Raw genomic sequence first — 26,984 nt, forward strand, 5'->3', positions numbered from 1 at the left:
TTCTGTTATAATGTCAAATATAGTTGAGTCGGACAAATCCAAAAATGAAGAAGGGTAATAATGATATACTTTGACAATAGTGCCACAACAAAACCAGATGATTCTGTTGTAGCAACTTACGATAAAGTAAGCAAAGAATTTTGGGGAAACCCATCTAGTTTACATCAATTCGGTGAACAATCATTCAATTTGTTGGAACAATCTAGAGCACAAATTGCTAAATTACTAGGTGTTTTACCAAGTGAAATATTGTTTACCAGTGGTGGAACAGAAGGTGACAACTGGGCAATCAAGGGAACTGCCTTTGAAAAGCGTGCCTACGGAAATCACATTATCGTAAGTTCTGTTGAACATCCTGCAGTAAAGAACTCCGTTGAACAATTAACACAATTGGGCTTTGAAGTTACTTACTTGCCAGTAAATGATGAAGGACGTATCTCTGTCGATGATTTAAAGAAGGCCATTAGACCAAGTACAATTTTGGTTTCTATCATGTCTGTAAATAATGAAATCGGTGCAATTCAACCAATCAAAGAAGTCGGGGATCTTTTAAAGGATTATCCTAACATCAGTTACCACATTGATTCAGTTCAAGGAATTGGTAAGGGTATTCAAGACTTGATTTTCAATGATCGTGTTGATTTTGCTACTTTCTCAGGTCATAAATTCCACGCACCAAGAGGTGTCGGTTTTATGTACAAACGAAGTGGTAAGAAGATTGCTCCATTAATTACCGGTGGGGGTCAAGAACGTAACCTAAGAAGTAGTACAGAAAATCTACCTGCCATTACCGCAATGGCCCGTGCTTTACGTCTATTATTAGATGATGAAGATAAAAAGGTTGCAAAACAACGTAAAATCAAGCAAAATATTTTAGGACATATTTCTAAATTTGATAAAGTAAAGGTCTTCTCAAAGGATAACGAACACTTTGCACCACATATCTTATGTTTTGCAATCCTAGGAGTTCGTGGTGAAACTATCGTTCATGCTTTTGAAAGTCATGGAATCTTTATTTCAACTACAAGTGCATGTTCTTCTAAACGTCACGTTGCCTCAGGTACTTTATCAGCTATGAAGGTTGATGAAGATGAAGCAACTAGTGCTGTGCGTGTTTCATTAGATGAACATAACACAATGGAAGAAGCAGATCGTTTTAACGAAGTCTTTGACGAACTTTACGAAAGATTTAAAAAGATTAACTCATAGAAAGGAAATCCGTGAATGCAATATACTGAAATAATGGTCAGATACGGTGAATTATCCACAAAGGGTAAGAACCGTAAAGACTTCATTAAGCAACTAGGCAAGAACGTTGACAGAGTGTTGCATGATTTCGAAAACCTAAAGGTAAGTGCTAAGCGAGATCGTTTGCACGTTACTTTGAACGGGGATGACTCAGATAAGGTTATCGAACGTTTAAAGGATGTTTTTGGAATTGAAAACTTTTCTCCTTCAATCAAGGTAGAAAAGGATATCGATAAGGTTAAAGAAACCGCCGTTGAAATGGTGAAAGCCCAATTCAAAGATGGTATGACCTTTAAGATTGACACTCGTCGACAAGACAAGCATTTCCCAATGGACACTCACGACATTAATGATGCTTTAGGTGGATACATCTTGAGCAACGTTGATGGTATCAAGGTTCAAATGAAGAACCCTGACATCAAGTTAAGAGTTGAAGTTCGTATGAACGGTATCTTCTTATCAAGTGAGACCATTGACGGTGCCGGTGGATTACCTGTCGGTACTGGTGGTCGTGCTACTATGATGCTTTCTGGTGGAATTGATTCACCAGTTGCAGCATACATGGGAATGAAACGTGGAGTGAAGTTAGATATGGTTCACTTCTACAGTCCTCCATACACAAGTGAACAAGCATTAGCTAAGGCAAAAGAATTAGCTGCTAAGTTGACTCGTTTTGGTGGTAACATTCAATTCATTCAAGTTCCATTTACCGAAATTCAAGAAGAAATTAAGGAAAAGGTTCCTGAAGGATACTTAATGACTATCCAACGTCGTATGATGTTAAGATTGGCTGCTAAGTTGACACTAGACAGACACTGTAAGGGTGTCTTTACTGGTGAATCACTAGGTCAAGTAGCATCACAAACTCTTGAAAGTATGATGGCAATCAATGACGTAACTACTGTTCCGGTATTGAAACCATTACTTTCAATGGATAAGACAGAAATCATTAAGATTGCTGAAAGAATTGATACTTACGACTTATCAATTATGCCATTTGAAGACTGTTGTACAGTCTTTACTCCTCCTGCACCAAAGACTAAGCCTGATCTAGAAAAGACTAGAGCATGTGAAAAGTTAATTGATGTTGAAGGACTAATGCAACGTTCATTGGACAAAGTTAAGATTATCGACATTAAACCAGGGGAAGAATTCTTGAATGCTCAAGAAGATGTTTTCGCTGAACTACTATAATCTATCAAAAGAGATCATCTTTATTGATGGTCTCTTTTCTTTTTGCTTGCAAATCAATCGTGTAAGTTGTATTTTAAATAACTAGCAACTACCAATTAAGGAGATTTATAACATGCAACTAAAATTTTTAGACAAACCAGTTGAAACTATTAAAGAACCAATGGATAAGGGACAAGCACTACCAGATTTCAAAGTCCTAGATTCTAACAACAAAGAATTCACTAACAAGGACTTCATTGGCAAGCCAGCATTGATTTTAACTGTTCCAGACGTTAACTCAAGAGCATGTAGTCTAGAAGCTAAGAAGTTTAACAGAAAGTCAGACAAGTACGAAAATGTTGAATTCTACACCATTTCAAAGAATACTGTTGAAGAACAAAGTGAATGGTGTGCAGCTAAGGGTGTTGAAAGCATGCACTTACTGTCAGATGTTGATAATAACTTTGGTATGGCTTCAGGTACTTATGTTAAGGATATTGATGCATTAGCTCGTGTGGTTTATGCTATCGATGCAAATGGTGAAATTGTTTACCGTCAAGTTGTTGAAGAAATTGGTTCACAACCTGATTTCAAAGAAGCTGAAGCTGTTGTTGAAAAATTAAACAAATAGAGTTGACGATTTTCCAAAAATTGTCTAATATAATCAATATAGATTACAAATGCGAAGATCAAGAGAGTAGTTTTGATGACGAGTATCAGAGAAAAGATGATTAGGTGAGACATCTTTCCGTTATCAAAATGAAGGTAGCTTGTGAGCATTCATATTGATATTGATAATTTAGATATGAACGGGCCATCGTTAATTGGATTAAGAGAAAGTGTTTTTTAATGCTTTAAATTAGGTGGTACCGCGAGCACTTCGTCCTATTGGATGAAGTGCTCTTTTTATTTACTGGAGGGATGGACTATGGCAAAAGAAACTGAAATGTCTACAAAGTATGACCATGACGCCGTTGAATCAGGTCGTTATGAAAAATGGCTAGAACAAGACGTTTTCAAACCAAGTGGTGACAAGAAGGCAAAGCCTTACTCAATCGTTTTACCACCACCAAACGTTACAGGTAAGCTTCACTTAGGACATGCATGGGATACAACCTTACAAGACATGTTAATCAGACAAAAGAGAATGTTAGGATACGATACTCTATGGGTTCCTGGTATGGACCATGCTGGTATCGCTACTCAAGCTAAGGTTGAAGCCAAACTAAGAGACCAAGGCGTTTCTCGTTACGACTTAGGTCGTGAAAAATTTGTCGACAAAGTTTGGGAATGGAAAGATGAATATGCAGCAACTATCAAGAAACAATGGGCTAAGATGGGACTTTCACTTGATTACTCACGTGAACGTTTCACTTTAGACGATGGTTTATCAGAAGCTGTTCGTAAAGTCTTCGTTGATTTATACAACCAAGGCTTAATTTACCGTGGTGAATACATTATCAACTGGGATCCACAAGCACAAACTGCTTTATCAGATATCGAAGTTATTCATAAAGATGATAAAGGTGCTTTCTACCACGTTAAGTACCCATTTGTAGACGGTACTACTTTTGATGGTAAAGATTACATTGAAATTGCCACTACACGTCCTGAAACTATGTTTGGGGATGTTGCTGTAGCTGTTAACCCAAGTGATGAAAGATACAAAGACATCGTTGGCAAGAAGATTATGGTTCCTTTAGTACAAAGAGAAATCCCAATCATTGCTGACCAATATGTAGACCCTGAATTTGGTACTGGTATGGTTAAGATTACTCCAGCCCATGACCCTAATGACTTCAAGGTTGGTAACAGACATGACTTAAAACGTATTAATACTATGAATGGTGACGCAACTATGAACGAAAATGCCGGCAAGTACGTTGGTATGTATCGTTTTGATGCTAGAAAAGCAATGGTTGCTGACTTAGAAGACCAAGGTTACATGCTAAAGATTGACCCAATTGTTCACTCAGTTGGTCACTCAGAAAGAACCGGTGTACAAGTTGAATCAAGACTTTCAACACAATGGTTCGTTAAGATGCAACCACTAGCTGACCGCGCAGTTAAGAACCAATCAACTGATGATAAGGTTAACTTCGTTCCAGAACGTTTTGAAAACACATTCACTCAATGGATGGATAACATCCATGACTGGGTTATTTCAAGACAATTATGGTGGGGTCACAGAATTCCAGCATGGTACAACAAGCAAACAGGCGAAATGTACGTTGGAATGGAAGCTCCTAAGGATGCTGAAAACTGGGAACAAGATCCAGACGTTCTAGATACTTGGTTCTCATCTGCATTATGGCCATTCTCAACTCTAGGTTGGCCTGATGAAAACTCAGAAGACTTTAAGCGTTACTTCCCAACTAATACTTTAGTTACTGGTTACGACATCATCTTCTTCTGGGTATCAAGAATGATTTTCCAAAGTCTAACATTTACAGACCGTCGTCCATTCAAGGATGTTTTACTTCACGGACTAATGCGTGATGCACAAGGTCGTAAGATGAGTAAATCACTTGGTAATGGTATTGATCCAATGGATGTTATTGATAAGTACGGGGTTGACGCATTGCGTTGGTTCTTAGCTACTGGTAACACAGCTGGACAAGACGTTCGTTTCAGTTACGAAAAGATTGAAGCTGCTTGGAACTTCATTAACAAGTTATGGAACGCTAGTCGTTACGTAATCATGAACCTAGGTGACATGGAAAAACCAGAATTACCTGATTCATCAGAATGGAACCTAGCAGACAAGTGGATTCTAAGTAAGTTAAACAGCGTGGTAAATCAAGTTACTGATCACTTTGAAAAGTACAACTTTGGTGAAGCTGGCCGTGCATTATACGACTTTATTTGGAACGACTTCTGTGACTGGTACATTGAAATGAGTAAAGAAACTCTAACTGGTGACGATGAAAAGGCTAAGAATAACACTAGAAACATCCTAGCTTACACACTAGACAAGATTTTGAAACTAATGCACCCAATGATGCCATTTGTTACCGAAAAGATTTGGTTAACAATGCCTCATGAAGGTGAATCAATCGTGGTTGCTCCATACCCAGTTAACCATGACGAATTCAAGGATGCTAAGGCAGAAAAAGACATGGCTGCGTTAATCGAATTGATTAAGGTTGTTAGAAATATCAGATCACAAGCTAATGCTCCAATGTCATCATCAATCGACCTATTGGTTAAGACTGACAATGACGACTTGAAGAACATCTTTGAAGAAAACAAGCATTACATCGATCGTTTCTGTCATCCAAAGGAATTATCAATTGGTTCAGATGTTGTAGCTCCTAAGTTAGCTATGACTGGAATCATGACTGATGCTGAAATTAGTATTCCTTTAGCCGAACTAGTTGATTTAGATGAAGAAATCGCTAGAATCGAAAAGGAAATCGAAAACTACACATTTGAGGTACAACGTGCCGAAAAGAAACTTGCTAACAAGAAGTTCGTTGACAATGCTCCAGAACAAGTTGTTAACGCTGAAAAAGAAAAGCAAGCTGATAACCAATCTAAGTTAGATGCTGCAAAGCAACGACTAGAAGAAATTAAGAGTCAAAAGTAATTTAGATTAATTAAAGAGTCGGGCGATATTGGCCCGGCTCTTTTTTGAAGGGATGACAAAGATGGATTATGAAACAGCACTTAGCTTTATCCATGGTAGATATAAGTTCAAAAAGCATCCAAGCTTAGACATTATCAAGGACCTTTTGAATCGTTTAGGTAACCCACAAAAAGACATCAATGCTATTCATGTCGCTGGAACCAACGGAAAGGGGTCTACGGTAGCCTACCTTAGAAATATCTTTCAAGCAGACCATAAAACTGTTGGAACGTTCACGTCACCATTTTTAATTAAGTTCAACGAACGCATTAGTGTGGATGGCAATCCGATCTCAGATGATGATTTAATTGAGTTGGTAGAAAAAATCAAACCAATTGCTGAAGAAATGGATGAGACAATATTGGGCGGTGGTCCAACTGAGTTTGAAATTATCACTGCTATGATGTTTTTATACTTTGCCAAGCATCCAGTCGATGTTGTGATTGTCGAAGTCGGAATTGGCGGTATTTTAGACTCTACCAACGTGTTTGAACCTACTGTCTCAGTGATTACAACGATTGGGATGGATCACATGAAGCTGTTAGGTGATACGATTCCAAAGATTGCTAGTCAAAAAGCAGGAATTATTAAAGAAAACCGTCCAGTCGTAATTGGTAAGGTCGATGACGACGCGATGGAAGTTTTCAAAAATAAGGCGGCAGAACTCGATGCACCGCTATATGCTTACGGCAGTGAATTTAATACTTCTAAACCAGTCATGAACAAAAACTGGCAACAATCATTTGATTATGAAGATGATGACAACTTGGTTCGAAACATCGAGACCAGCTTGCTAGGTTTTTACCAACCACACAATGCAGCATGTGCGATTAAGGCATATGTTTTGCATCAACAAGATAAGGGGAAAGAGGTTAATAGTTCAGCAATCATAAGTGGAATTGCTAAGACAACCTGGCCAGGTCGTTTTGAAAGAGTTAATGACCAACCACTAGTTGTCCTAGATGGTGCCCACAATATCGATGCCGTTAACGAAATCAAGAAGTTATTAACTAGTGATTTTGCATCAAACGAGATTTATATCATTATCGGTATCCTATCCGATAAAGATTACATGGATATGCTGAATATTTTAGGTAGTATTAAGAATGTTCATTTAGTATTAACTAGGTTTGAGGCATACGGTTTAAGACAAAGTGTCGATGTAGATGAGATAAGTGGTCAGATTAATGCCAAAAATCCGGTGTCTGTTATCGATGATTGGAAGCAAGCAATTGCTCAAACTGCTGGTGAAATGTCAGAAGATGACATGATTTTAATCACTGGATCGTTATATTTCATCTCAGATGTGCGAAAATTATTCAAATTAGAATAAAAAATTGTTAAATTTTAAATTCTTTAATGATAAATGTTGCAAAATCGTATACACTAGAGAGTGTTATTAAAAATTAAAAAATAACTATGGTATACTGAGAAAGTATGCAAAATAAGGTGAAATTAAAAATAGCCAGCCAAATGTAATTATGAAGGGATGAAAAACTGTGTTTGGATTTGGAACTAAAAATATTGGAATTGATTTAGGAACTGCCAACACAATTGTTTACGTTGATGGTAAAGAAATTGTGTTAAGAGAACCTTCAGTTGTTGCTAAGAATACAAAAACTGGGGAAATCGTTGCAGTTGGACAAGAAGCAAGAGATATGATTGGTCGTACTCCTGCTAGTATTTCTGCAATTAGACCTATGAAAGATGGGGTAATCGCAGATTACGAAACTACTGTTACAATGCTAAAATACTACATTAACAAGACTGTAGGACATGCTTCAGGTAAGCCTTACGTTATGGTCTGTGTACCAAGTGGTATTACTGCTGTTGAAAAGAGAGCCGTAATCGATGCAACTCGTGTTGCTGGTGCTAAGGATGCTTATGTAATCGAAGAACCTTTTGCAGCTGCCATTGGTGCTGGCCTACCAATCATGGACCCAACTGGTAGCATGGTTGTTGATATTGGTGGTGGTACTACTGATGTTGCTACTATCTCCTTAGGTGGTATCGTATCAAGTAGATCACTTCGTGTAGCCGGTGATCGTCTAAACGACGCCATTGCGGCTTACATCAGAAAGAAGTACAACCTACTAATCGGTGAAAGAACTGCTGAAAAGCTAAAATGGGATATCGGTTCAGCTTCAATTGAAGGTGCTAAAGATATCGAAAACGTTACTATTCGTGGTAGATACCTACTAACTGGTTTACCAAAGAGTGTGGAAATTACTGCTGAAGACGTAGCAAACGCTATTTCAGAACCAATTCAAGAAATCATTGGAACTGTTAAGGAAACCCTTGAAGAAACATCTCCAGAAATCTCTGCCGATGTTATCGATCATGGTATTGTCTTAACTGGTGGTGGTGCTTTATTGAAGAACTTACCACAAGTTATTTCAGAAGCTACTAAGGTTCCAGTTTCAATCGCTAAGAACCCGCTAGATTGTGTTGCAATCGGAACTGGTGAATCATTAAAGAGCATTGATATTATGAAGAGAAAATAGATTAAATAAGCGGGGAGGTTATCTTCCCGCTTATTTACTAGTTCGGAGGATTGAAAAATGCGTAAGTTTTTCTCCAATCGAAAGTGGTTAACTGCCATTTTGATTTTTATTATTTGTTTAGGTTTCATTTCCGTTTCTGTTTCAACCAGAAATAACAAATCAATGCCACCATTTATCCAACGTTTTGGAAATGACGTGGTTGGAATTGCTAGCTGGACTGTTGCTGTTCCAGCAAACTCAGTTAGACATGCCGGTGAAACTGTAAACAATCTAATTAACACATACAAAGAAAATCAAAAGCTAAAAGCACAAGTAGAAACAATTACAGCAACCAAGGTTAGAGACCAAGCTATTCAAAGTGAAAATGATCAACTAAAACGTGAACTTAACATTAAAAGTGGTTTGGCTGATTATAATCCAATTGTTGCTGAAGCTTTAGTTAGAACTCCATCAGCATGGAACGACCAATTTGTTATTAACAAAGGTTCATCTGCTGGGGTTAAGAAGAACATGTCCGTTCTTGGCGCTAAGGGATTAATTGGACGTGTCATTGAAGTCAATAACAGTAACAGTAAAGTAGAATTAATTTCCAATACTGTTGATTCTGACAACAAATTCCCAGTTGAAGCTACCAATTCAAAAGGTGAAACTGTTAACGGAATTATTAACGGTTATGACAGAAAGACTGGTCAATTAATCGTTGGTCATTTAAATACCAAGGTTAAGATTAAGGTAAATGATAAAGTATCTACAAATGGTCTTGGTGGAATTACACCAAAGGGTATTTACGTAGGTAAAGTTGCAAAGGTAACAACTGATGATTATGGAACTGCTACTAAGTTGTACATTCAAACTCCAGCAAACATGAATGATTTAGAAGTTGTTACAGTTGTAGATAAAACATCATAGGGGTGATTAGGATGAGAGAACACCAACCAATTAGATATGTTTTCATAATTGGATTGTTCATTTCTTTGTTCTTGGATGGATCAATTTCATTAATTTTTAGTCACCTTCTATATGGAAAATATATACTAGTCCCAAGCATTACATTTGCATGGTTATTCTTTGGTATGTACTTCATTAATCGAACAAACGAACACGTTGAAATATGGGCATCCATTGCCGGATTATTGTTTGATTTGTTCTATACCGGTATATTAGGGGTGTACGTAATTGTCTTCCCACTTGCAATCATCATCGGTAGAAAGCTATATCGTTTCTTACCAATGAACATTGTGACCGGATTATTTTCATTTGCGTTTAACATTGCACTAATCAATGTTTTAGCTTATGGATTAAATCGTTTAATGAATGCTACTAACATGGCAGCTGGGTACTTTTTAATTCATGCAGTGATTCCAACTGTATTGTTTAACTCAGTGTTATTCTTAATTTTGTACGTGCCAATCGGGGTATTATTTGATCGAATTGAGTAGAGTAATAAAAGAGATAAGAGGGAGTATCTATAAATGCAATCTGTAGTACTTAAAGGAACCAAAGATGGATATGAGTTAATCCTAAAAGAAACAGCTAGTGTGAGAGAAATCCTAGTTGATTTGAAACAACTACTAGAAGGCCTTGGCGAAGAAAGTGAAAAAGGCAAAGACCAATTACATTTGAATGTTCAGATGGGTAACAGATTGATGTCAGAAGAAGATAAAAATGATATCATTAAGTTAGTTGATGACTACGAAAATCTAGTTATCGATAACTTTTTATCCAACGTTATTACCAAGGAAGAATCTGCTAAAATCATGGCACAAAACAATGTTGAAGTGATGAGCAGAGTGATTAGAAACGGTCAAGAAGTAAACGTCGATGGTGATGTTTTATTCTTTGGTAAGATTCATGAAGGTGGAAAGTTAATTGCCACTGGTAATGTGTTTAATATGGGAGTTATCGAAGGAATTGTTCAAGCAGGTTTTCCTGATGACGAAAGTAAGTTAATCATCGGTAATTTACATACAGCACAACAAGTTCGTGTAGGAGAACAATACGATATTGTAGCAGATCGTCCGATTAAGGATTCTGAAAAAACAGTAGTATATGTAAACGACCTACACGTGCTAAGTTATGGTAAAATAAAGAATCTAAAAGAGATTAATCCAAAGTTCTTTAATCGAATTGGAGGTATTGAATAATGGGAAAAGCCATTGTAATTACATCAGGTAAAGGTGGAGTTGGAAAAACAACTTCAAGTGCTAATATTGGAATTGCGTTAGCAATGATGGGAAAAAGAGTTTGTTTGATTGACTTAGATATTGGTCTAAGAAACCTAGATGTTGTTATGGGTCTAGATAATCGTGTTATGTACGATATCGTAGATGTTGCAACTGGTAGAGTAAAGCTAGTTCAAGCAATGGTGAAAGATAAGCGTTTCGATGACTTATTATATCTATTACCTGCAGCCCAAAATACTGATAAGACAGCTCTAAACGAAGAACAAGTAAAGAGCATTGTTGATGAATTAAAACCAGATTTTGACTACGTCTTTATTGACTGTCCAGCCGGAATCGAACAAGGTTTCATTAACGCCGTTTCTGGTGCCGATGGTGCAATCGTTGTTACCACTCCAGAAATTTCAGCAGTTCGTGATGCCGATCGAGTAATTGGTTTATTAGAACAACATCCACTTCAAGAAACACCAAAATTAATCATTAATCGTATCAGAAAATCATTGATGCAAGATGACAACTACATGGATGTTGATGAAATCACCACCCATTTAGGAATTGATTTATTAGGTATCATCTTAGATGATGACAAGGTTATTAGTACTTCAAATAACGGTGAATCAATTGTTATGAACCCTGACAACCCAACAGCCCAAGGTTACAGAAACGTAGCTAGAAGACTTGAAGGTGAAACAGTTCCATTGATGAAGATTGATGTCAAAAAGGAAAGTGCATGGGATAAGTTTAAGCATTTATTTAAACGTAACTAAACTTTGTTATTGACTTACGATTGAAATTAAGTTATTTTATTAATTATTAAAAGACTTTGAGCAGAAATGCATTTGTATGTAATTCACAGAGATCCTAGTAACAGGTGAAAGCTAGGTAATTACTGCAGGTGTTCACATCTGTGAGTTGTTATTCTGAACGTAATTAGGAATAAACCGGTGCAGCCGTTATCTGCGAGTCAATAGACTCACTGAGCTATTTTGCGCGAGCAGAATAGGAAATTAGGTGGCACCACGTTTTCAACGTCCTTTTAGCATATTGCTAAAAGGACGTTTTTTTTATCAAAGGAGGAATAATTAATGCAATATATTTTAGAAATATTACCTTCACTATTTTCTGGGGTAGTAACCACATTAGAGATTTTCGCATTAACAATCGTTTTATCAATCCCATTAGGAATCTTAGTCTCCTTAGCATTAACCGGAAAAAATATTATCAAAGCAATCTTTGAATTTTATGTCTGGATCATGCGTGGGACCCCGCTATTATTACAATTGATTTTTATCTTCTATGGTTTACCAATTATCGGAATTGTGTTCCCAAGATTTGAAGCAGCTGTAATCGCCTTTGTTTTAAACTATGCAGCTTACTTTGCTGAAATCTTTAGAGGTGGTTTCCAATCCATTCCAAAGAACCAATTCGAAAGTGCTAAAATGCTACGATTAACTCGTTGGCAAACTCTTCGTAAGATTGTCATTCCACAAGTTTTCAAAATTGTGTTACCTTCAATCGGAAACGAAGTAATTAACTTAGTTAAGGATTCATCATTAGTGTACGTAATTGGTATTGGTGACTTATTACAAGCCGGAAATATTGCAACAGCACGTGACGTTACATTGGTTCCATTAATTCTAGTTGCTGTATTCTACTTGGTACTAACAGCGGTATTAACATTGGTACTAAGAAAAATCGAACAACGTTTTGATTACTGGAGATAGGAGGGATTAACATGTTTCAAGTAAAAAGTTTAAATAAGAGTTTTCAAGGTAAAACCATTATCAAGGACATGAACCTAGATGTTGATGATAACGAAATCCTAAGTATTGTTGGTCCTTCCGGTGCTGGTAAGACAACACTATTAAGATGTATCACCGGTTTAGAAAAAGCTGATTCAGGTAAGTTCTTCTTAGATGGCGAAGAAATTGATCCAACTGATGATTCAAAATCGGTTATCGGTGTAGTATTTCAAGACTTTGGTTTATTCCCAAACTTGACGGTCATTGAAAACATCATCTTGGCACCACAACTAGTGTTAAAGAAGTCAAAAGAAGAAGCATTAAAAGAAGCACAAGAATTAATCGACAAACTAGATTTAACTGGTAAGGAATCACTTTACCCATACCAATTATCTGGTGGACAAAAACAACGTGTGGCAATTGTTAGAACTTTGGCAATGCATCCCAAAATTATTTGCTACGATGAACCAACATCTGCTTTGGATCCTAAGTTAAGTGAAGAAGTTGGAAAGATTATTTTAGATTTAAAGAAGCAAAATATCACACAACTTGTGGTTACCCACGATGTGGCATTCGCAGAACAAGTTGCTGACAAGGTAAAGGAAGTTAGACCATTTAAAGAGGAGGGGTAGTCCATGAAGACCAAAGTTTTAAAAATGGTTGGACTTATTAGTGTTTGTTTGATGGCAGTGATCATTTTATCTGGTTGTGAGTCTGTTACACAAAAAGCAGATCATGAAGATACATGGAGCCGCATTGAAAAGAACAAGCAAGTTACCATTGGTCTAGATGTTACCTTCGTTCCAATGGGATATGAAAATAAGAGTGGTAAAATCACCGGTTTCGACGTTGATTTAGCTAACGCTGTGTTCAAACAATACGGTATTAAACCAGTCTTTCAACCTATCGATTGGTCAATGAACGTAACCGAGTTGAGAAATACCACCATTGATTTAATTTGGAATGGTTTCTCAATTACCCCTGAACGACAAGCTGTTGTTAACTTCAGTAAGCCTTACTTGGCAAATGACCAAGAACTAGTTACTTTGAAATCATCTAACATTAATAAATTTAGTGATATGAAGGGTAAGTATTTAGGTGCTCAAAATGGTTCAGCTGGTCTAAATGATATTGACGATCAACCAAAATTATTGAAACAATATATTAAAAACCAATCACCAATTCTATATAATTCATTTACTAATGCATTTATTGACTTGAATCATGGTAGAATTAGTGGATTGTTAATTGATAGCACATATGCAAACTACTACATTGCACACCAACCTAACCCTGACATGTACAAAGTCGTTAGAGGTAAATTCCCACAAGAGCAATTTGGTGTCGGAATTCGTAAAGGTGATAAGACAATGCAAGCTAAGATTAATGCTGCATTCAAGAAGCTAGCAAAGAATGGTGAATTAGAAAAGATTTGTAAAAAATGGTTTGGTAAGAACTACAACACACCATTAATGAAATTAACAAATAATAAGAAATAAGAACTAGAGGTGGGATTTTGTTGCATAAGAAATTAGCTAATGGAGTAGACTTAAATGTTATTTTAGAAGATAAATTCAAAACAATTTCATTTACTTTTGATCTAGTTAGCGAGGCTATTCCAGAAAATTTTGCTAAACGAGCAGTACTTGCAGAATTGATGGAAATTAGTAATCAAGATTATCCAACGCAATCCAAATTAGCAAGATACTTATCATCAATGTATGGAGCCAGTTTTGGAACCAACGTTTTGAGATATGGTAATTTGTCAGTTCTAAGAATTAACTTGAGTATCCCAAATCCAAAGTTTGTCGATGCAAAAGATGATTTATTACAACAGGCTGTTAGTTTTATTTATAGTGTAGTATTCAAGCCGTTGGCTACTGATGGTCAATTTAATAAGGATACGTTTATCCTACAAAGAAACAACATGAAAAAATATGTTGAATCAATTGCCGACGATAAGCAATACTATGCTTCAATTCAATTGAAGAAATTATTTTACAAGGACTACCTAAACCGTGGTTCTTTTATATTTGGAACACCAAATGACTATGATTTAATTGATAGTCAAAATGAATATGAATACTATTTATCTGTTAAAAAAAATGACAATATCAAGATTTCTGTCATCGGGGATGTTGATGAAGAAAAAATTTACAACTTGTTTGAACAATTTAAATTGTCAAATCGAGGTGTGAAATATGAATTAGCACCACTAACTTCATTTAAGATGAACGACGATGTTGAAATTGTCGATAAAAAGATTCAATCATCACAAAGTTGTTTGAACTTAGGATATCGTTTGCCGATTTTCTACAATAATAAGGAATCAATGGCAGCAGTGTTGTTTAACGCTATCTTTGGTGGAACACCACAATCTAAGCTATTTAAAAATGTCAGAGAAAAGAATAGTTTAGCTTACAGTGCAAGCAGTTCATACAACTCTATCAACGGATTTGTAATGGTAAGCACTGGTATCAATTACAGCAATAAGGATAAAGTCTTATCTATTGTTAAGGAACAATTAAACGACATTGCTAATGGAAATGTCGACATCGACGTTTTAAACAGTATTAAGGCAGAAATGATTAATGCCAAAAAAGCTGTTTTGGACAGTCCTCGTCAAAACATGGAACAACAATTCGTTAATGGATTGTTGAGTCGAGATCTATCATTTGATGAATGGAAACAACGCGTTAATGATGTGACAAGCAATCAAATTGCTGAGGTTGCTAAAAAGGTTGAATTGAATTCAATTTTCTTCTTAGATGGGAGGATTGATGATGCAAATTAAAGAGTATCGTAAGTTTAACGAAAAAGTATATATCGAAAAGATGGATAATGGATTGTCTGTAGTAGTTGTTCCCAAGAAGGGCTATCAAAAAACATATGCAACACTTTCTGTGATATATGGATCTATCGATACCAATATTAATGGAAAGACTTATCCAGCGGGGATTGCCCATTTTCTAGAACATAAGATGTTCGATAAAAAAGATCATGACGCCATGGATGTTTTTTCCAAATACGGTGCAGGATCTAACGCATTTACTAGTTTTAATAAAACCAGTTACCTATTCTCTACCACTGATAATGTTCATGAAAACCTAACTGAGTTGTTGGACTTCGTTCAAGAACCTTACTTTAGTGACGCAAAGGTTGAAAAAGAAAAGGGCATCATTGGCCAAGAAATTAGTATGTATGATGATGAGCCCGGAGCTGTTTTATTCTTCAAGACAGTGCAAAACATGTTCCCAGATACGCCATTGAATGTTGATATCGCTGGAACAGAGGATTCAATCTATAAGATTACCAAGCAAGACTTGTATGACTCTTATAATTACTTCTATCAACCACAAAACATGCAACTTACAGTTGTTGGAAATGTTGTTCCTGAAGATATCTTTAAGTGGGTTAGTGATAATCAAAGACAAAAGAGTTTTGCCGAACCTAAAGATGTTAAAAAAACAACAATTAAATCTGCTGAAGTTGTTAAGGAAACCAACCATTACATGGATGTAAACCGTCCTAAAGTAGCTTTAGGAATTAAGGGTGATTCCAAATACAATGGTGACATTAAATATGAACTATCCATTTCATTATTGCTACAACTTCTGTTATCAGAAGGTTCTGAGATCTACGAAAAGATGTATAACAATGGAATTATCGATGACTCATTTGGTTTTGACTTCGATTGCGAAGACCAGTTTAACTTTGCGGTATTAGCAGGTGAGACTGAAAAGATTGATGAATTCATTGATAGAATTTCAGATGTATTGGTTAACTTTGCCGACTATATTTCAGATAAAGCTGATGAGTTTGAATTAATTAAAAAAGAAGAAATCGGCCAACATGTTTCAATGATGAATTCCATTGAAGCAATTGCAAATAACATGTCAGATGAAAATCATGATTTTGAAAATATTTATGATGAAATTGAAATGATCAAACAATTAGAATTAGATGATTTAATCCGTTATGGAAAATTGTTCTTAAAACCTGACATGATAGTGAAAAACAAGATTTTTCCTAAAAATTAATTAGTTTAGATGTCTAGATAATATAGCTAATTATGATATACTGTAGATGTAAAATAATAAATAAGTGGAGTAATACCTATGCAAAATAACAATGGAAAACAAGTAGAAATTGGTAAATCACTACACGAAGCACGTGTCGCCAAGGGAATGTCCATTGACGATATTCAAAAGATTACCAAAATCCAAAAACATTACCTTGAAGCAATCGAACAGGGGAACTTTGCTGAACTTCCTGGTGATTTTTACGTTCGCGCGTTTATTAAGCAATTCGCTGACACTGTTGGCGTTAACGGTATTGAACTATTGAATGAACATGACGATAGTCTACCTGATACTCAAAGCGAAGAATACGCTGATGAAGTATCAAAGGATGACGTTAATAGCCGTGTAGCTAGTCGTAGTCGTGAACACAGAAAAGACTCATTCCGTAAGGTTATTCCAACCATCGGAATTATTGTTGCAATCCTAGTAGTTGTTTGCGGTATTTGGGCAGTTGTTGTACATACTAATAGTTCTTCTCAAACTAGCATTAGTAGCAGTTCTGTTTCAGTTACTGGTTCTTCAGAATCAAGTTCATCAAGCAGCAAGGCTGATGACAAGAAGAAAGAAGATAAGAAGTCCACTGACACTAAGACTACCATTAAGGAAGTTAGCGCTACTAAGTATAATGTAACTGGTCAAAAAGAAAACACTGTTACTCTAAAGGCTACTGGTAGAGCATGGTCATCAATCATGGCTGATAACAAGACTCTATTCCAAGGTTCACAAAACAGTGGTGATAAGAAGGATGTTAAGCTTCCAGCTGACACTAAGAGTGTTAACATTTCATTAGGTAACACCCAAGGTGCTAAGATCTTGGTTAATGGTACTGAATTGAAATACGATAAGAGCACACCTTTAACTACACAAATTACATTAGAATTTAGTAAATAAAAAAGAGGGCTTTGTTAAAGCCCTTTTTTATTTCTATGGAGGAAATTATGAATTTACCAAACAAACTTACATTAATTAGAATAATAATGATTCCACTATTCATTATATTGCTTTCATGTGACATTAACATGGGAACAGTTATCTGGTTAGGCACAAGCATCCAAGTAACCAGAATCGTTGCTGCGATTGTTTTCGCTGCTGCATGTATCACAGACTTTTTAGATGGACAAATTGCCAGAAGACAACACTTAGTTACTAACTTCGGTAAATTTGCTGATCCATTAGCAGACAAAATGATTGTTATGTCAGCATTCATTATCCTAGTTTCATTTGGCTTTGTTCCAGCATGGGTTGCAGCCGTAATCGTATGTCGTGAACTAGCCGTTACTGGTCTAAGATTAATCGTTGTTGAAAACGATGGCCAAGTAATTGCAGCTGCATGGCCTGGTAAGATTAAGACATTTAGTCAAATGATTGCCATTATCTTATTACTATTGAATGATTTCTTATTCATTCCATTTACAACCATTGGTTTTGGTACATTATTACTTTACATCTGCTTATTCTTTACTGTTTACTCAGGTGTTGAGTACTTTTGGAAGAGTCGTTTCATTTTTGCAGATTCTTTCAAGTAAATCGATTTAATTATCGTATATATATAAGAAAGGTCGGATTATGTATGCAAATTGATACATCTATTGTTAACAAGCTAATTGACGATCGAATCACCATAACCGGAGCAGAAAGCTTAACGGCAGGGATGTTTCAATCCACTATTGGTGGAGTTCCCGGTGTTTCTGCTATCTTCTATGGTGGATTTGTTACTTATTCGAATGGAGCCAAAGCCAAATTATTATCGATTCCAATGGATGTAATTGATGAATATGGTGTTGTCTCAGAACAAGTGGCAATTTGGATGGCTAAGCAATCCAAGCAAATCATGAATGTTGACGTAGGAGTTTCATTTACTGGTGTTGCTGGTCCTGATAGTTTGGAAGGCCAACCAGCAGGAACTGTATTTATCGGACTAGATTTCAAAGGAAATCAATTTGCAAAAGAATTTCATTTTAGTGGATCACGTCAAGAGGTGCGTGAACAGTCAGTGCAAGCTGCGTTGAAAATGATTGAAAATGAGCATTCTAAATAATGCGAACTTTTGTTCTGTTTTTACTTGCTTTTTTAATGAGAGATTAGTATAGTATAAATATCGAATAGTTATCAAAGGGAGGTCAAATTAATGGCTGATGAACGAAAAGCGGCTCTAGATGGTGCCTTAAAACGAATTGAAAAAGAATTCGGTAAAGGTTCAATCATGAGAATGGGAGACCGTGGAGATACTAGAATTTCCACTGTACCAACAGGTTCCTTAGCACTTGATAATGCATTAGGTGTTGGAGGATTCCCACGAGGAAGAATTGTTGAAATTTATGGACCTGAAAGTTCAGGTAAGACTACCATTGCGCTACAAGCTGTTGCGGAAGTACAAAAACAAGGTGGAACAGCAGCATACATTGATGCTGAAAATGCTTTGGATCCAGTATATGCTACCAACCTAGGGGTAAACATTGATGATTTACTTCTATCACAACCTGATACTGGTGAACAAGGTCTACAAATTTGTGACGCCCTTGTATCTAGTGGTGCCATTGATATCGTAGTTGTCGATTCAGTTGCAGCTTTAGTACCTAGAGCTGAAATTGAAGGTGAAATGGGTGATGCTCACGTTGGTTTGCAAGCTCGTTTAATGTCACAAGCACTACGTAAGTTATCTGGATCAATTAACAAGACTAAGACTATTGCTCTATTTATTAACCAAATTAGAGAAAAAGTTGGTGTTATGTTTGGTAACCCAGAAACTACACCTGGTGGACGTGCTCTTAAGTTCTACTCAACTATCAGACTAGAAATCAGAAGAGCTGAACAAATTAAAGATGGTACTGACATTATTGGTAACAGAACTAAGATTAAAGTTGCCAAGAATAAGGTAGCTCCTCCATTCAAGCGTGCCGAAGTTGATATCATGTACGGTCAAGGTATTTCACAAACTGGTGAATTAGTTGATATGGCCGTTGAACAAGACATCATTGGCAAGTCTGGTTCATGGTATTCATACGGTGAAGAAAGAATTGGTCAAGGTCGTGAAAACGCAAAACAATTCTTACAAGATAATCCGGACAAAATGGAAGAAATTAACAAAAAAGTTCGTGCTGCATACGGCATGGGCGAAGACGATTCTGAATCGGGTGAAGCTGAACAAACAAGTTTGGACACTGGTGAAGAATAATGATAAAGAAGCCGAAAGGCTTTTTTATTTTGCAAAAGAAAATAACATGTGTTGACACTTACACAACTAAAATTTAAAATATAGTAATGTACATTGAACTATTTATTTAGTTCGCAAAATGACTAATAAATCATTCAATGCGCAATTATCAAAAACTTAATTAAATAAGATGATGTGGAGGTGCAATAAGCCTATGACTTATTTTTTACCTATGATCCTCGCAATCATCGCTGCTTTTGTAGTTGGTATCTCTGTGGGAATGTTTTCTAACAAGAAAATTGTTGATAAGAAATTAACAAAGGCCCACATGAGTGCACAAGATATTTTGGAAGATGCTAAACGACAAGCTCAAACCTCAGCTAAGGAAGCAATTCTTGAGGCAAGAGAAAAGAGTAACCATTATCGTTCAAACATCGAAAAAGAAATTAAGCAAAGACGAATTGAAGTTCAACGACAAGAAAATCGTCTAATTCAACGTGAAGATTCTCTAGATCGTAAAGATGACGCTTTTGATAAGCGTGAAGATTCATTGAATAAGCGTGAAGAAAAGCTTAATTCAAACCAAAAGAAACTTGAACAAAAGCAACAGCATGCTGATATGCTAGTTAAACAACGTCAAGATGAGTTAGAACGTATCTCTTCACTTTCTCAAGAAGAAGCACAAGAGCTAATTATTAATGAAACAAAGAAAGAATTAGCTGACGAACGCGCTAAGATGGTTAAAGATAGTTATAACCTAGCTCGTAAGGAATCTTCTGAGAATGCCAAGAATCTAGTTATTGAAGCGATTCAACAAAGTGCTGCTGATATCGTATCTGAAACCACAGTTTCAGTTGTTAACCTACCTAACGATGATATGAAAGGTCGTATCATCGGACGAGAAGGTAGAAACATTAGAACCTTTGAAACCTTAACGGGAATTGATTTGGTTATTGATGATACTCCAGAAGCAGTTGTGCTAAGTGGATTTGATCCAATTAGAAGAGAAGTTGCCAAGATGGCACTTGAAAGTCTAATTAAGGATGGTCGTATCCACCCAGCTCGAATCGAAGAAATGGTAGATAAGAGTCGTCGAGAACTTGATGAAAAGATTCAAGAAATTGGTGAAGAAACAGTATTTGATTTAGGAATTCATTCATTGAGTCCTGAAATGATTATGATGATTGGTAAATTGAAGTTCAAGATTTACCATGGTCGTAATGTTTTAAGCCATTCTATTGAAGTTGCGAAGTTGTCAGGTGTCTTAGCCGCAGAATTGGGCGAAGACGTCGTATTAGCAAAACGCGCAGGATTGTTGCACGAAATTGGTCGCTCTGCAGATAATGAAACAGAAGGTTCTCACATTGACCTTGGTGTTGACTTAGCCAAGAAGTTCAAAGAAAGTCCAGTTGTTATTGACTCAATTGCAGCCGATAATGAAGACAGTGAACCTAAGTACATCATTTCTGAATTAGTTAACATCGCAAACAAGATTGCGATTGCTAGACCAGGTGCAAAGAGTAAATCTCTTGAAAGCTTTGTTCATCGTCTAGAAAGTTTGGAAACAATTAGTGATAGCTTCGAAGAAGTAAACAAGAGCTATGCAATTCAAGCCGGACGTGAAATTAGAGTGATTGTAAAACCAGAAAAAGTTTCTGATACTCAAGCAGTTGTTTTAGCTAGAGATATTAAAAATAAGATTGAAGAGGATATGGAATATCCTGGTCATATCAAGGTTACAATTATTAGGGAAGTAAGATCAATCGAATATGCAAAATAAAAAAAGGGCTTTTGCCCTTTTTTATTTTATGTAAAACGATGTAAAATAGTATATATATAATAATGAATTGAGGACGAAAATGAGAATACTATTTTTAGGTGACGTAGTAGGTAACTTGGGAGTAGAGATGGTAAGTAAGTATCTACCAATTCTAAAAAGAGACTACAAGCCACAGGTAACGATTGTAAATGGTGAAAACTCAACATCATTTGGTCGTGGAATTAATAAAAAAGTATATAAACAAATTATGAGTGCAGGGACTGACGTAATTACATTAGGAAACCATGCATGGAATAACGAGGAAATCTTCGATTTTATCGATGATACCAAAAAATTAGTACGTCCTCTTAATTATCCTGGTAAGGATGTACCGGGTAGTGGATATACAATTATTAACGTTAATAATAAGAAGTTAGCGGTAGTTAACTTACAAGGAAGAATATTTATTGATCCAATCGATGATCCTTTCCAAAAGATTGACGAACTTATCAGTGAAATTAAAAAAGAAGCAGATGCAATTTTTGTTGATTTTCACGCTGAAACAACCAGTGAAAAGAAAGCGATGGGGATGTATCTAGATGGTCAAATTTCTGCGATTGTGGGTACTCATACCCATGTACAGACTAATGATGACCAAATATTAAAAAACGGCACAGCGTTCATTTCTGACGTTGGAATGTGTGGACCGTTTGATAGTGTCTTAGGAATGAAGTATGAAAACATCATCCATCGTTTCATTACCCAACGTCCAACTAGATTTGAAGTTGAAGAAAAGGGACGTGGAATCGTCTCCGGATGTGTTATCGATTTAAGAGACGATGGCACTGCCAGATCTATTGAAAAAATATTAATTGATCCAAATCACCCATATAAGGGTTAGTAGCAAAGGAGGATATTGTTTTAATGGCTAGTAAAACTAAACAAACACCAATGATGGAACAATATCAGAAAGTAAAAGATCAATACCCAGATGCTTTTGTTTTTTATCGTCTTGGTGACTTTTATGAAATGTTCAATGAAGACGCGGTAAAAGGGGCCCAAATTCTGGAGCTAACATTAACTTCTAGAAGTAAGAATGCCGACAATCCAATCCCAATGTGTGGAGTGCCACACAAGGCGGTTGAATCATACATCGACACATTAATCGATAAGGGTTATAAAGTCGCAATTGTAGAACAAATGGAAGACCCTAAGTTGGCAAAAGGAATGGTCAAAAGAGCCGTTACCCAATTAGTTACTCCTGGTACCAGAACTACAATGGGTGCCGAAAACGCTAAGGATAACAACTACTTAACCGCAATCGAATATTCAGATGCTGGTTATGGTTTTGCGTACGCTGAACTATCTACCGGTGAATTAAAGACCACTGCTTTAAGTAATATGAACAGTGTTCTAAACGAATTGATGACATTACAAACGAAAGAAGTAATCGTTAATCGTGAAATTCCTGAAAAAGATGTTGCACTAATCAATAAGGTTGGCATCTTGGTTTCATATCAAGACGACATTAAAGAATTAGATGATATGCAATATCTTTCAGAAGGGCTAAGACAGGACCTAGAAAAGAAGGTCGTAAATCGACTAACTACTTACATTGTGGATACTCAAAAACGTAGTCTTTCTCACATGAAGGCAGCCATTGCATACAAGCCGGCTGAATTCTTGAAGATGGATCACAATTCACAATACAACCTTGAATTAACCAAGAACTTAAGAACTAACAAAAAGTCTGGTAGTTTACTATGGCTATTGGATGAAACCAAAACAGCAATGGGTGGTAGAAAATTACGCGAATGGATTGACCATCCACTAATTGATAAGTCTTCTATTGAAAACCGTCAAAACCAAGTTGATGATTTATTGAATCATTACTATGAACGTAGTGAAATCACTGACATGTTGGTAAAAGTTTACGATTTAGAAAGACTTGCTGGAAAGGTATCTTTTGGTTCAGTTAACGGTCGTGACTTAGTTCAATTAAAGACATCATTGCAACAAATTCCAAAGATTAAATACATCTTAGATGAAATGGATACCAAATCATTTGATGAAATTAATAATGATTTAGATCCAGTCGATGAAGTTTCAGAACTAATTGAAAAGGCGATTACTGAAGAACCACCAATCTCAGTCACTGATGGTGGGGTTATTAAAGATGGCTACAACCAAATGTTGGATCAATACAGGGATGCAATGAACAATGGAAAACAATGGATTGCTGAACTAGAAAGTAAGGAACGTGAACTTACTGGTATCAATAACCTAAAGATTGGTTATAACCATGTTTTCGGTTACTACATCGAAGTATCGAAGGCCAACCTAAGCAAGTTGCCAGAAGATAGATATGAAAGAAAGCAAACTCTTACCAATGCTGAAAGATTCTCTACTCCTGAACTAAAGGAAAAAGAAAAGCTAATCATTGAGGCACAAGAAAAATCAAAGACCTTAGAATACGAATTATTCAGTGAAGTTCGCGATGTTGTTAAGAGTGCCATTCAAAGACTACAAAAACTAGCCAATGCGGTATCTAGTCTGGATGTAATGCAAAGTTTTGCATCTATTTCAGATGAATACAGATTGGTTCGTCCAACCTTAAATGAAGAACACAAGCTAGAAATTATCGACGGTAGACATCCGGTGGTTGAAAAGGTTATGGGACATCAATCATACGTACCAAACGATGTGATTATGGATCCAGGCACTAACGTATTGTTAATCACTGGTCCTAATATGTCTGGTAAGAGTACTTACATGCGTCAATTGGCATTAACAGTCATCATGGCTCAAATTGGTTGCTTCGTTCCTGCTAAGTCAGCCAAAATGCCAATTTTTGACCAAATCTTTACCAGAATTGGTGCTGCCGATGATTTGATTTCTGGTCAAAGTACTTTCATGGTTGAAATGAAAGAATCAAACGAAGCAATTCAAAATGCTACCGATAACAGTTTGATTTTATTTGATGAAATTGGTAGAGGGACAGCCACATACGATGGAATGGCGTTAGCTCAATCAATCATTGAATATGTTCACAATCATATCCATGCAAAGACACTATTTTCTACACACTACCATGAATTGACTGAATTAGCTGATTCATTGGATGAACTACAAAACGTTCATGTTGGTGCAGTTGAAAAAAACGGTGAGCTAGTCTTTCTACACAAGGTGAAGAAGGGTGCTGCCGATAAGTCATATGGTATTCACGTTGCTAAATTAGCCGGTTTACCAAATGAATTATTATCCAGAGCAGACGTCATCTTAAGTGACTTGGAAAATAACAATCAAAAGACCAATACTGACAATGTTGTCATGGCAGAAAAATCAAATCCAGTCGTTGAACACGAAATTGATGAGCCAGAACAACAACTTTCATTGTTTGGGGATGTTAAAGAACCCCAAAAGAAAAAACGCAAGAGCGGCGAAGATAAGATTCTAAAAGCTCTTAAGGACTTAGACTTGATGTCTAAGACACCAATGGATATTATGAATGAAGTATATAAATGGAAACGCGAAATTGATAAATAAATGAGGTGATTAATCTTGCATAAAATACATGAGTTATCAACAATTCTTGCTGATCAAATTGCAGCCGGTGAAGTTGTTGAACGACCTGCTTCGGTTGTAAAAGAATTAGTTGAAAATTCAATTGATGCGCAAAGTACGCAAATTGATATCAATATTGAAGATGCAGGATTAAAGAAAATCGAAATTATCGATGATGGAATTGGGATTAATCACGATGATGTCGAAATCGCCTTTAAACGTCATGCAACAAGTAAGATTAATAACCAAAGAGATCTCTTCAAGGTTCAATCCTTAGGATTCAGGGGTGAAGCTTTGCCTTCAATTGCTTCGGTGTCAGATGTTCATTTGAAAACATCGACTGGGGATGAAGGAACCCAGATTCATATCAAGGGTGGCGAAATAAAAGAAATCAAGCCAGCAGAAGCTAGAAGAGGAACAAGTATCTGTGTTGAGGACTTATTCTTTAATACACCAGCTAGATTGAAATACATGAAGACCATTAAGACTGAACTAGCCAAGATTTCTGATATTGTTGATCGTTTATCAATTGGTCATCCTGATGTTGCATTTTCGTTGGTTCATAACCAAAGAGAAATCTTAAGAACATCAGGTAGAGGTCAATTACAACAAGTAATTGGTGATATTTATGGTGCCAAGAACTTAAAGCGCATTATTAAGATTGAAAATTCTGATAATGATTTTAAGATTAGTGGTTTTGTAAGTTTACCTGAATTAACAAGGGCTTCTAGAAACTATGTCACCATTACTTTGAATGGTAGATACGTTAAAAACTATGCGTTATTCAAAGCAATCACTGATGGCTATGGTTCTAAGCTAATGGTTGGTCGTTATCCAATTGCTGTGTTAAACATCGAATTGGATCCGGTTTTAACTGATGTTAATGTTCACCCAACTAAGCAGACCGTTAGAATTAGTAAGGAAGACCAGTTGTGCAATTTGGTTGCCAAAACAATCTATGATACGATTTATCAAGAAAACCTAATTCCAGAAGTAATGACTAGAGACCGTGCTGTTCAACCGAGATACACTACCGAACAATTACAAATGCAAATCAACCAATATTCAAATACTAGGGAAGAACCAAAGAATGAACCCTTGGTTAACGATTATGTAGAGCCTGTTTTACAATCTCAAGCAGAAGAGGAAGAACAGACACCTAAGGAAGACATCAAGACTTCGGATATTGATGCTATTTTCATCAGCAATAAGGCACAATTAAATGATGAAGACGTGCAAAGTTTTGCTCATCGCTACGAGCATCCCGTAACTCCGTTTGGAGAAACTGAAGTGACGGATGATGAAGTATCAAATAACGATGATCAACCACGTTTTCCTAAGCTATTGTATATCGGTCAACTTCATGGAACTTATTTAATCGCTGAATCAGATGATGGCATGTACATTGTCGACCAACATGCTGCTCAAGAAAGAATTAACTATGAACGATTGAGAACCGAGATTGGAGAGGTATCTAACGACCAACAGAGTTTGTTAGTGCCACTAGTTTTGGATTATCCTAATCGTGATGCGTTAATCATTCAGGAAAAGTTGGGGATGCTACAAGAAGTTGGCTTAAACGTTGAACCGTTTGGTAAGAACAGCTTTGTAGTAAAGCAACATCCAACATGGATTGAAGAAGGTAACGAGGAAGAAACAATTCGAGAAATGATTGATTGGGTCATTAATCATAAGAACATCTCAGTAGCTTCATTTAGAGCACAAACAGCGATTATGATGAGCTGTAAGCAAGCAATCAAGGCTAACCACCATTTGGATAGAAAACAGGCGGTTCATTTACTTGATGAATTATCGACTGTTAACAATCCGTTTAATTGCCCACACGGCAGACCAGTTTTGGTATCTTTTTCTAACACAGATATGGAAAAGATGTTCAAACGAATTCAAGACCCACATACTAACGACAATTTTATGTAATCGAGGATAGAC

General features: G+C 36.4%; 23 protein-coding genes and 1 other annotated feature. All 23 genes read left to right on the forward strand.

The genetic code is table 11. From position 1 onward, the window contains the following. Positions 1-60 precede the first annotated feature (60 nt). The 23 genes from OEZ61_RS01980 (at position 61) to mutL (ending at position 26,972) form a co-directional block, all read left to right on the forward strand. Positions 61-1,209, forward strand: coding sequence for a cysteine desulfurase family protein (locus tag OEZ61_RS01980; protein ID WP_034532109.1), 1,149 nt, complete (start codon positions 61-63; stop codon positions 1,207-1,209). Between the two features lie 15 nt (positions 1,210-1,224). Beyond that, positions 1,225-2,442: a tRNA uracil 4-sulfurtransferase ThiI gene (thiI, locus tag OEZ61_RS01985; RefSeq protein ID WP_034532110.1), complete on the forward strand. Its 1,218-nt coding sequence runs from the start codon at positions 1,225-1,227 to the stop codon at positions 2,440-2,442. 112 nt (positions 2,443-2,554) lie between these two features. Next, positions 2,555-3,052: a peroxiredoxin gene (locus OEZ61_RS01990; RefSeq protein WP_198178166.1), complete on the forward strand. Its 498-nt coding sequence runs from the start codon at positions 2,555-2,557 to the stop codon at positions 3,050-3,052. Positions 3,053-3,097: 45 nt separating this feature from the next. Beyond that, positions 3,098-3,312, forward strand: a binding site (T-box leader). 37 nt (positions 3,313-3,349) lie between these two features. Beyond that, positions 3,350-6,010 (forward strand): valine--tRNA ligase, encoded by a 2,661-nt coding sequence (locus OEZ61_RS01995; protein WP_290046770.1) that lies wholly within the window; start codon positions 3,350-3,352, stop codon positions 6,008-6,010. 61 nt (positions 6,011-6,071) lie between these two features. Then, positions 6,072-7,382 (forward strand): folylpolyglutamate synthase/dihydrofolate synthase family protein, encoded by a 1,311-nt coding sequence (locus tag OEZ61_RS02000; protein ID WP_290046772.1) that lies wholly within the window; start codon positions 6,072-6,074, stop codon positions 7,380-7,382. 166 nt (positions 7,383-7,548) lie between these two features. Further along, positions 7,549-8,553 carry a rod shape-determining protein gene (locus OEZ61_RS02005; RefSeq protein WP_034532118.1) on the forward strand — a complete coding sequence of 335 codons (1,005 nt, stop codon included), beginning with the start codon at positions 7,549-7,551 and terminating at the stop codon, positions 8,551-8,553. A 57-nt stretch (positions 8,554-8,610) separates the two neighbouring features. After that, entirely contained in the window at positions 8,611-9,462 is an 852-nt protein-coding gene (gene mreC, locus OEZ61_RS02010) for a rod shape-determining protein MreC (protein WP_034534337.1), read from the forward strand. An 11-nt stretch (positions 9,463-9,473) separates the two neighbouring features. Beyond that, positions 9,474-9,992, forward strand: a complete 519-nt coding sequence (mreD, locus tag OEZ61_RS02015) for a rod shape-determining protein MreD (RefSeq protein WP_057197677.1) — start codon at positions 9,474-9,476, stop codon at positions 9,990-9,992. Positions 9,993-10,025: 33 nt separating this feature from the next. Beyond that, a complete protein-coding gene (locus OEZ61_RS02020; RefSeq protein ID WP_198178163.1) occupies positions 10,026-10,697 on the forward strand; it encodes a septum site-determining protein MinC in 672 nt (223 codons plus the stop codon). Continuing rightward, complete coding sequence (gene minD / locus OEZ61_RS02025; RefSeq protein WP_034534331.1) at positions 10,697-11,500, forward strand: septum site-determining protein MinD; 804 nt, start codon at positions 10,697-10,699, stop codon at positions 11,498-11,500. Before OEZ61_RS02020 ends, minD begins: the two co-directional genes overlap by 1 nt. A 318-nt stretch (positions 11,501-11,818) precedes the next feature. Continuing rightward, positions 11,819-12,457 (forward strand): amino acid ABC transporter permease, encoded by a 639-nt coding sequence (locus OEZ61_RS02030; RefSeq protein WP_034534329.1) that lies wholly within the window; start codon positions 11,819-11,821, stop codon positions 12,455-12,457. 11 nt (positions 12,458-12,468) lie between these two features. Then, positions 12,469-13,107, forward strand: coding sequence for an ATP-binding cassette domain-containing protein (locus tag OEZ61_RS02035; RefSeq protein ID WP_034534327.1), 639 nt, complete (start codon positions 12,469-12,471; stop codon positions 13,105-13,107). 3 nt (positions 13,108-13,110) lie between these two features. Next, positions 13,111-13,974: an amino acid ABC transporter substrate-binding protein gene (locus tag OEZ61_RS02040; RefSeq protein WP_290046777.1), complete on the forward strand. Its 864-nt coding sequence runs from the start codon at positions 13,111-13,113 to the stop codon at positions 13,972-13,974. A 20-nt stretch (positions 13,975-13,994) separates the two neighbouring features. Beyond that, a complete protein-coding gene (locus OEZ61_RS02045) occupies positions 13,995-15,269 on the forward strand; it encodes an insulinase family protein (protein WP_198178162.1) in 1,275 nt (424 codons plus the stop codon). Next, the gene (locus tag OEZ61_RS02050; protein WP_290046779.1) at positions 15,259-16,515 is read left to right on the forward strand and encodes a pitrilysin family protein; all 1,257 of its coding nucleotides are present in this window, start codon (positions 15,259-15,261) and stop codon (positions 16,513-16,515) included. The genes OEZ61_RS02045 and OEZ61_RS02050 overlap by 11 nt, the downstream gene beginning before the upstream one ends. Before the next feature lie 78 nt (positions 16,516-16,593). Further along, positions 16,594-17,448 carry a RodZ domain-containing protein gene (locus OEZ61_RS02055; RefSeq protein ID WP_034534365.1) on the forward strand — a complete coding sequence of 285 codons (855 nt, stop codon included), beginning with the start codon at positions 16,594-16,596 and terminating at the stop codon, positions 17,446-17,448. A 47-nt stretch (positions 17,449-17,495) separates the two neighbouring features. Beyond that, the gene (pgsA, locus tag OEZ61_RS02060) at positions 17,496-18,083 is read left to right on the forward strand and encodes a CDP-diacylglycerol--glycerol-3-phosphate 3-phosphatidyltransferase (RefSeq protein ID WP_034532136.1); all 588 of its coding nucleotides are present in this window, start codon (positions 17,496-17,498) and stop codon (positions 18,081-18,083) included. Between the two features lie 44 nt (positions 18,084-18,127). Next, on the forward strand, positions 18,128-18,595 hold the full coding sequence (locus tag OEZ61_RS02065) for a nicotinamide-nucleotide amidohydrolase family protein (protein WP_290046780.1): 468 nt from the start codon (positions 18,128-18,130) through the stop codon (positions 18,593-18,595). A 90-nt stretch (positions 18,596-18,685) separates the two neighbouring features. Then, on the forward strand, positions 18,686-19,732 hold the full coding sequence (recA, locus tag OEZ61_RS02070; protein ID WP_034532137.1) for a recombinase RecA: 1,047 nt from the start codon (positions 18,686-18,688) through the stop codon (positions 19,730-19,732). A 211-nt stretch (positions 19,733-19,943) separates the two neighbouring features. Beyond that, the gene (gene rny / locus OEZ61_RS02075; protein WP_286171409.1) at positions 19,944-21,491 is read left to right on the forward strand and encodes a ribonuclease Y; all 1,548 of its coding nucleotides are present in this window, start codon (positions 19,944-19,946) and stop codon (positions 21,489-21,491) included. A gap of 79 nt (positions 21,492-21,570) precedes the next feature. Further along, positions 21,571-22,371 (forward strand): TIGR00282 family metallophosphoesterase, encoded by an 801-nt coding sequence (locus OEZ61_RS02080; RefSeq protein WP_041152719.1) that lies wholly within the window; start codon positions 21,571-21,573, stop codon positions 22,369-22,371. Between the two features lie 23 nt (positions 22,372-22,394). After that, positions 22,395-25,016 carry a DNA mismatch repair protein MutS gene (gene mutS / locus OEZ61_RS02085; RefSeq protein WP_094750515.1) on the forward strand — a complete coding sequence of 874 codons (2,622 nt, stop codon included), beginning with the start codon at positions 22,395-22,397 and terminating at the stop codon, positions 25,014-25,016. Positions 25,017-25,031: 15 nt separating this feature from the next. Continuing rightward, positions 25,032-26,972, forward strand: a complete 1,941-nt coding sequence (gene mutL / locus OEZ61_RS02090) for a DNA mismatch repair endonuclease MutL (protein WP_057197688.1) — start codon at positions 25,032-25,034, stop codon at positions 26,970-26,972. Positions 26,973-26,984 lie beyond the last annotated feature (12 nt).

Origin of the sequence: Apilactobacillus sp. EABW-1NA (genome assembly GCF_030398685.1) — a bacterium.
Lineage (GTDB): Bacteria > Bacillota > Bacilli > Lactobacillales > Lactobacillaceae > Apilactobacillus > Apilactobacillus waqarii.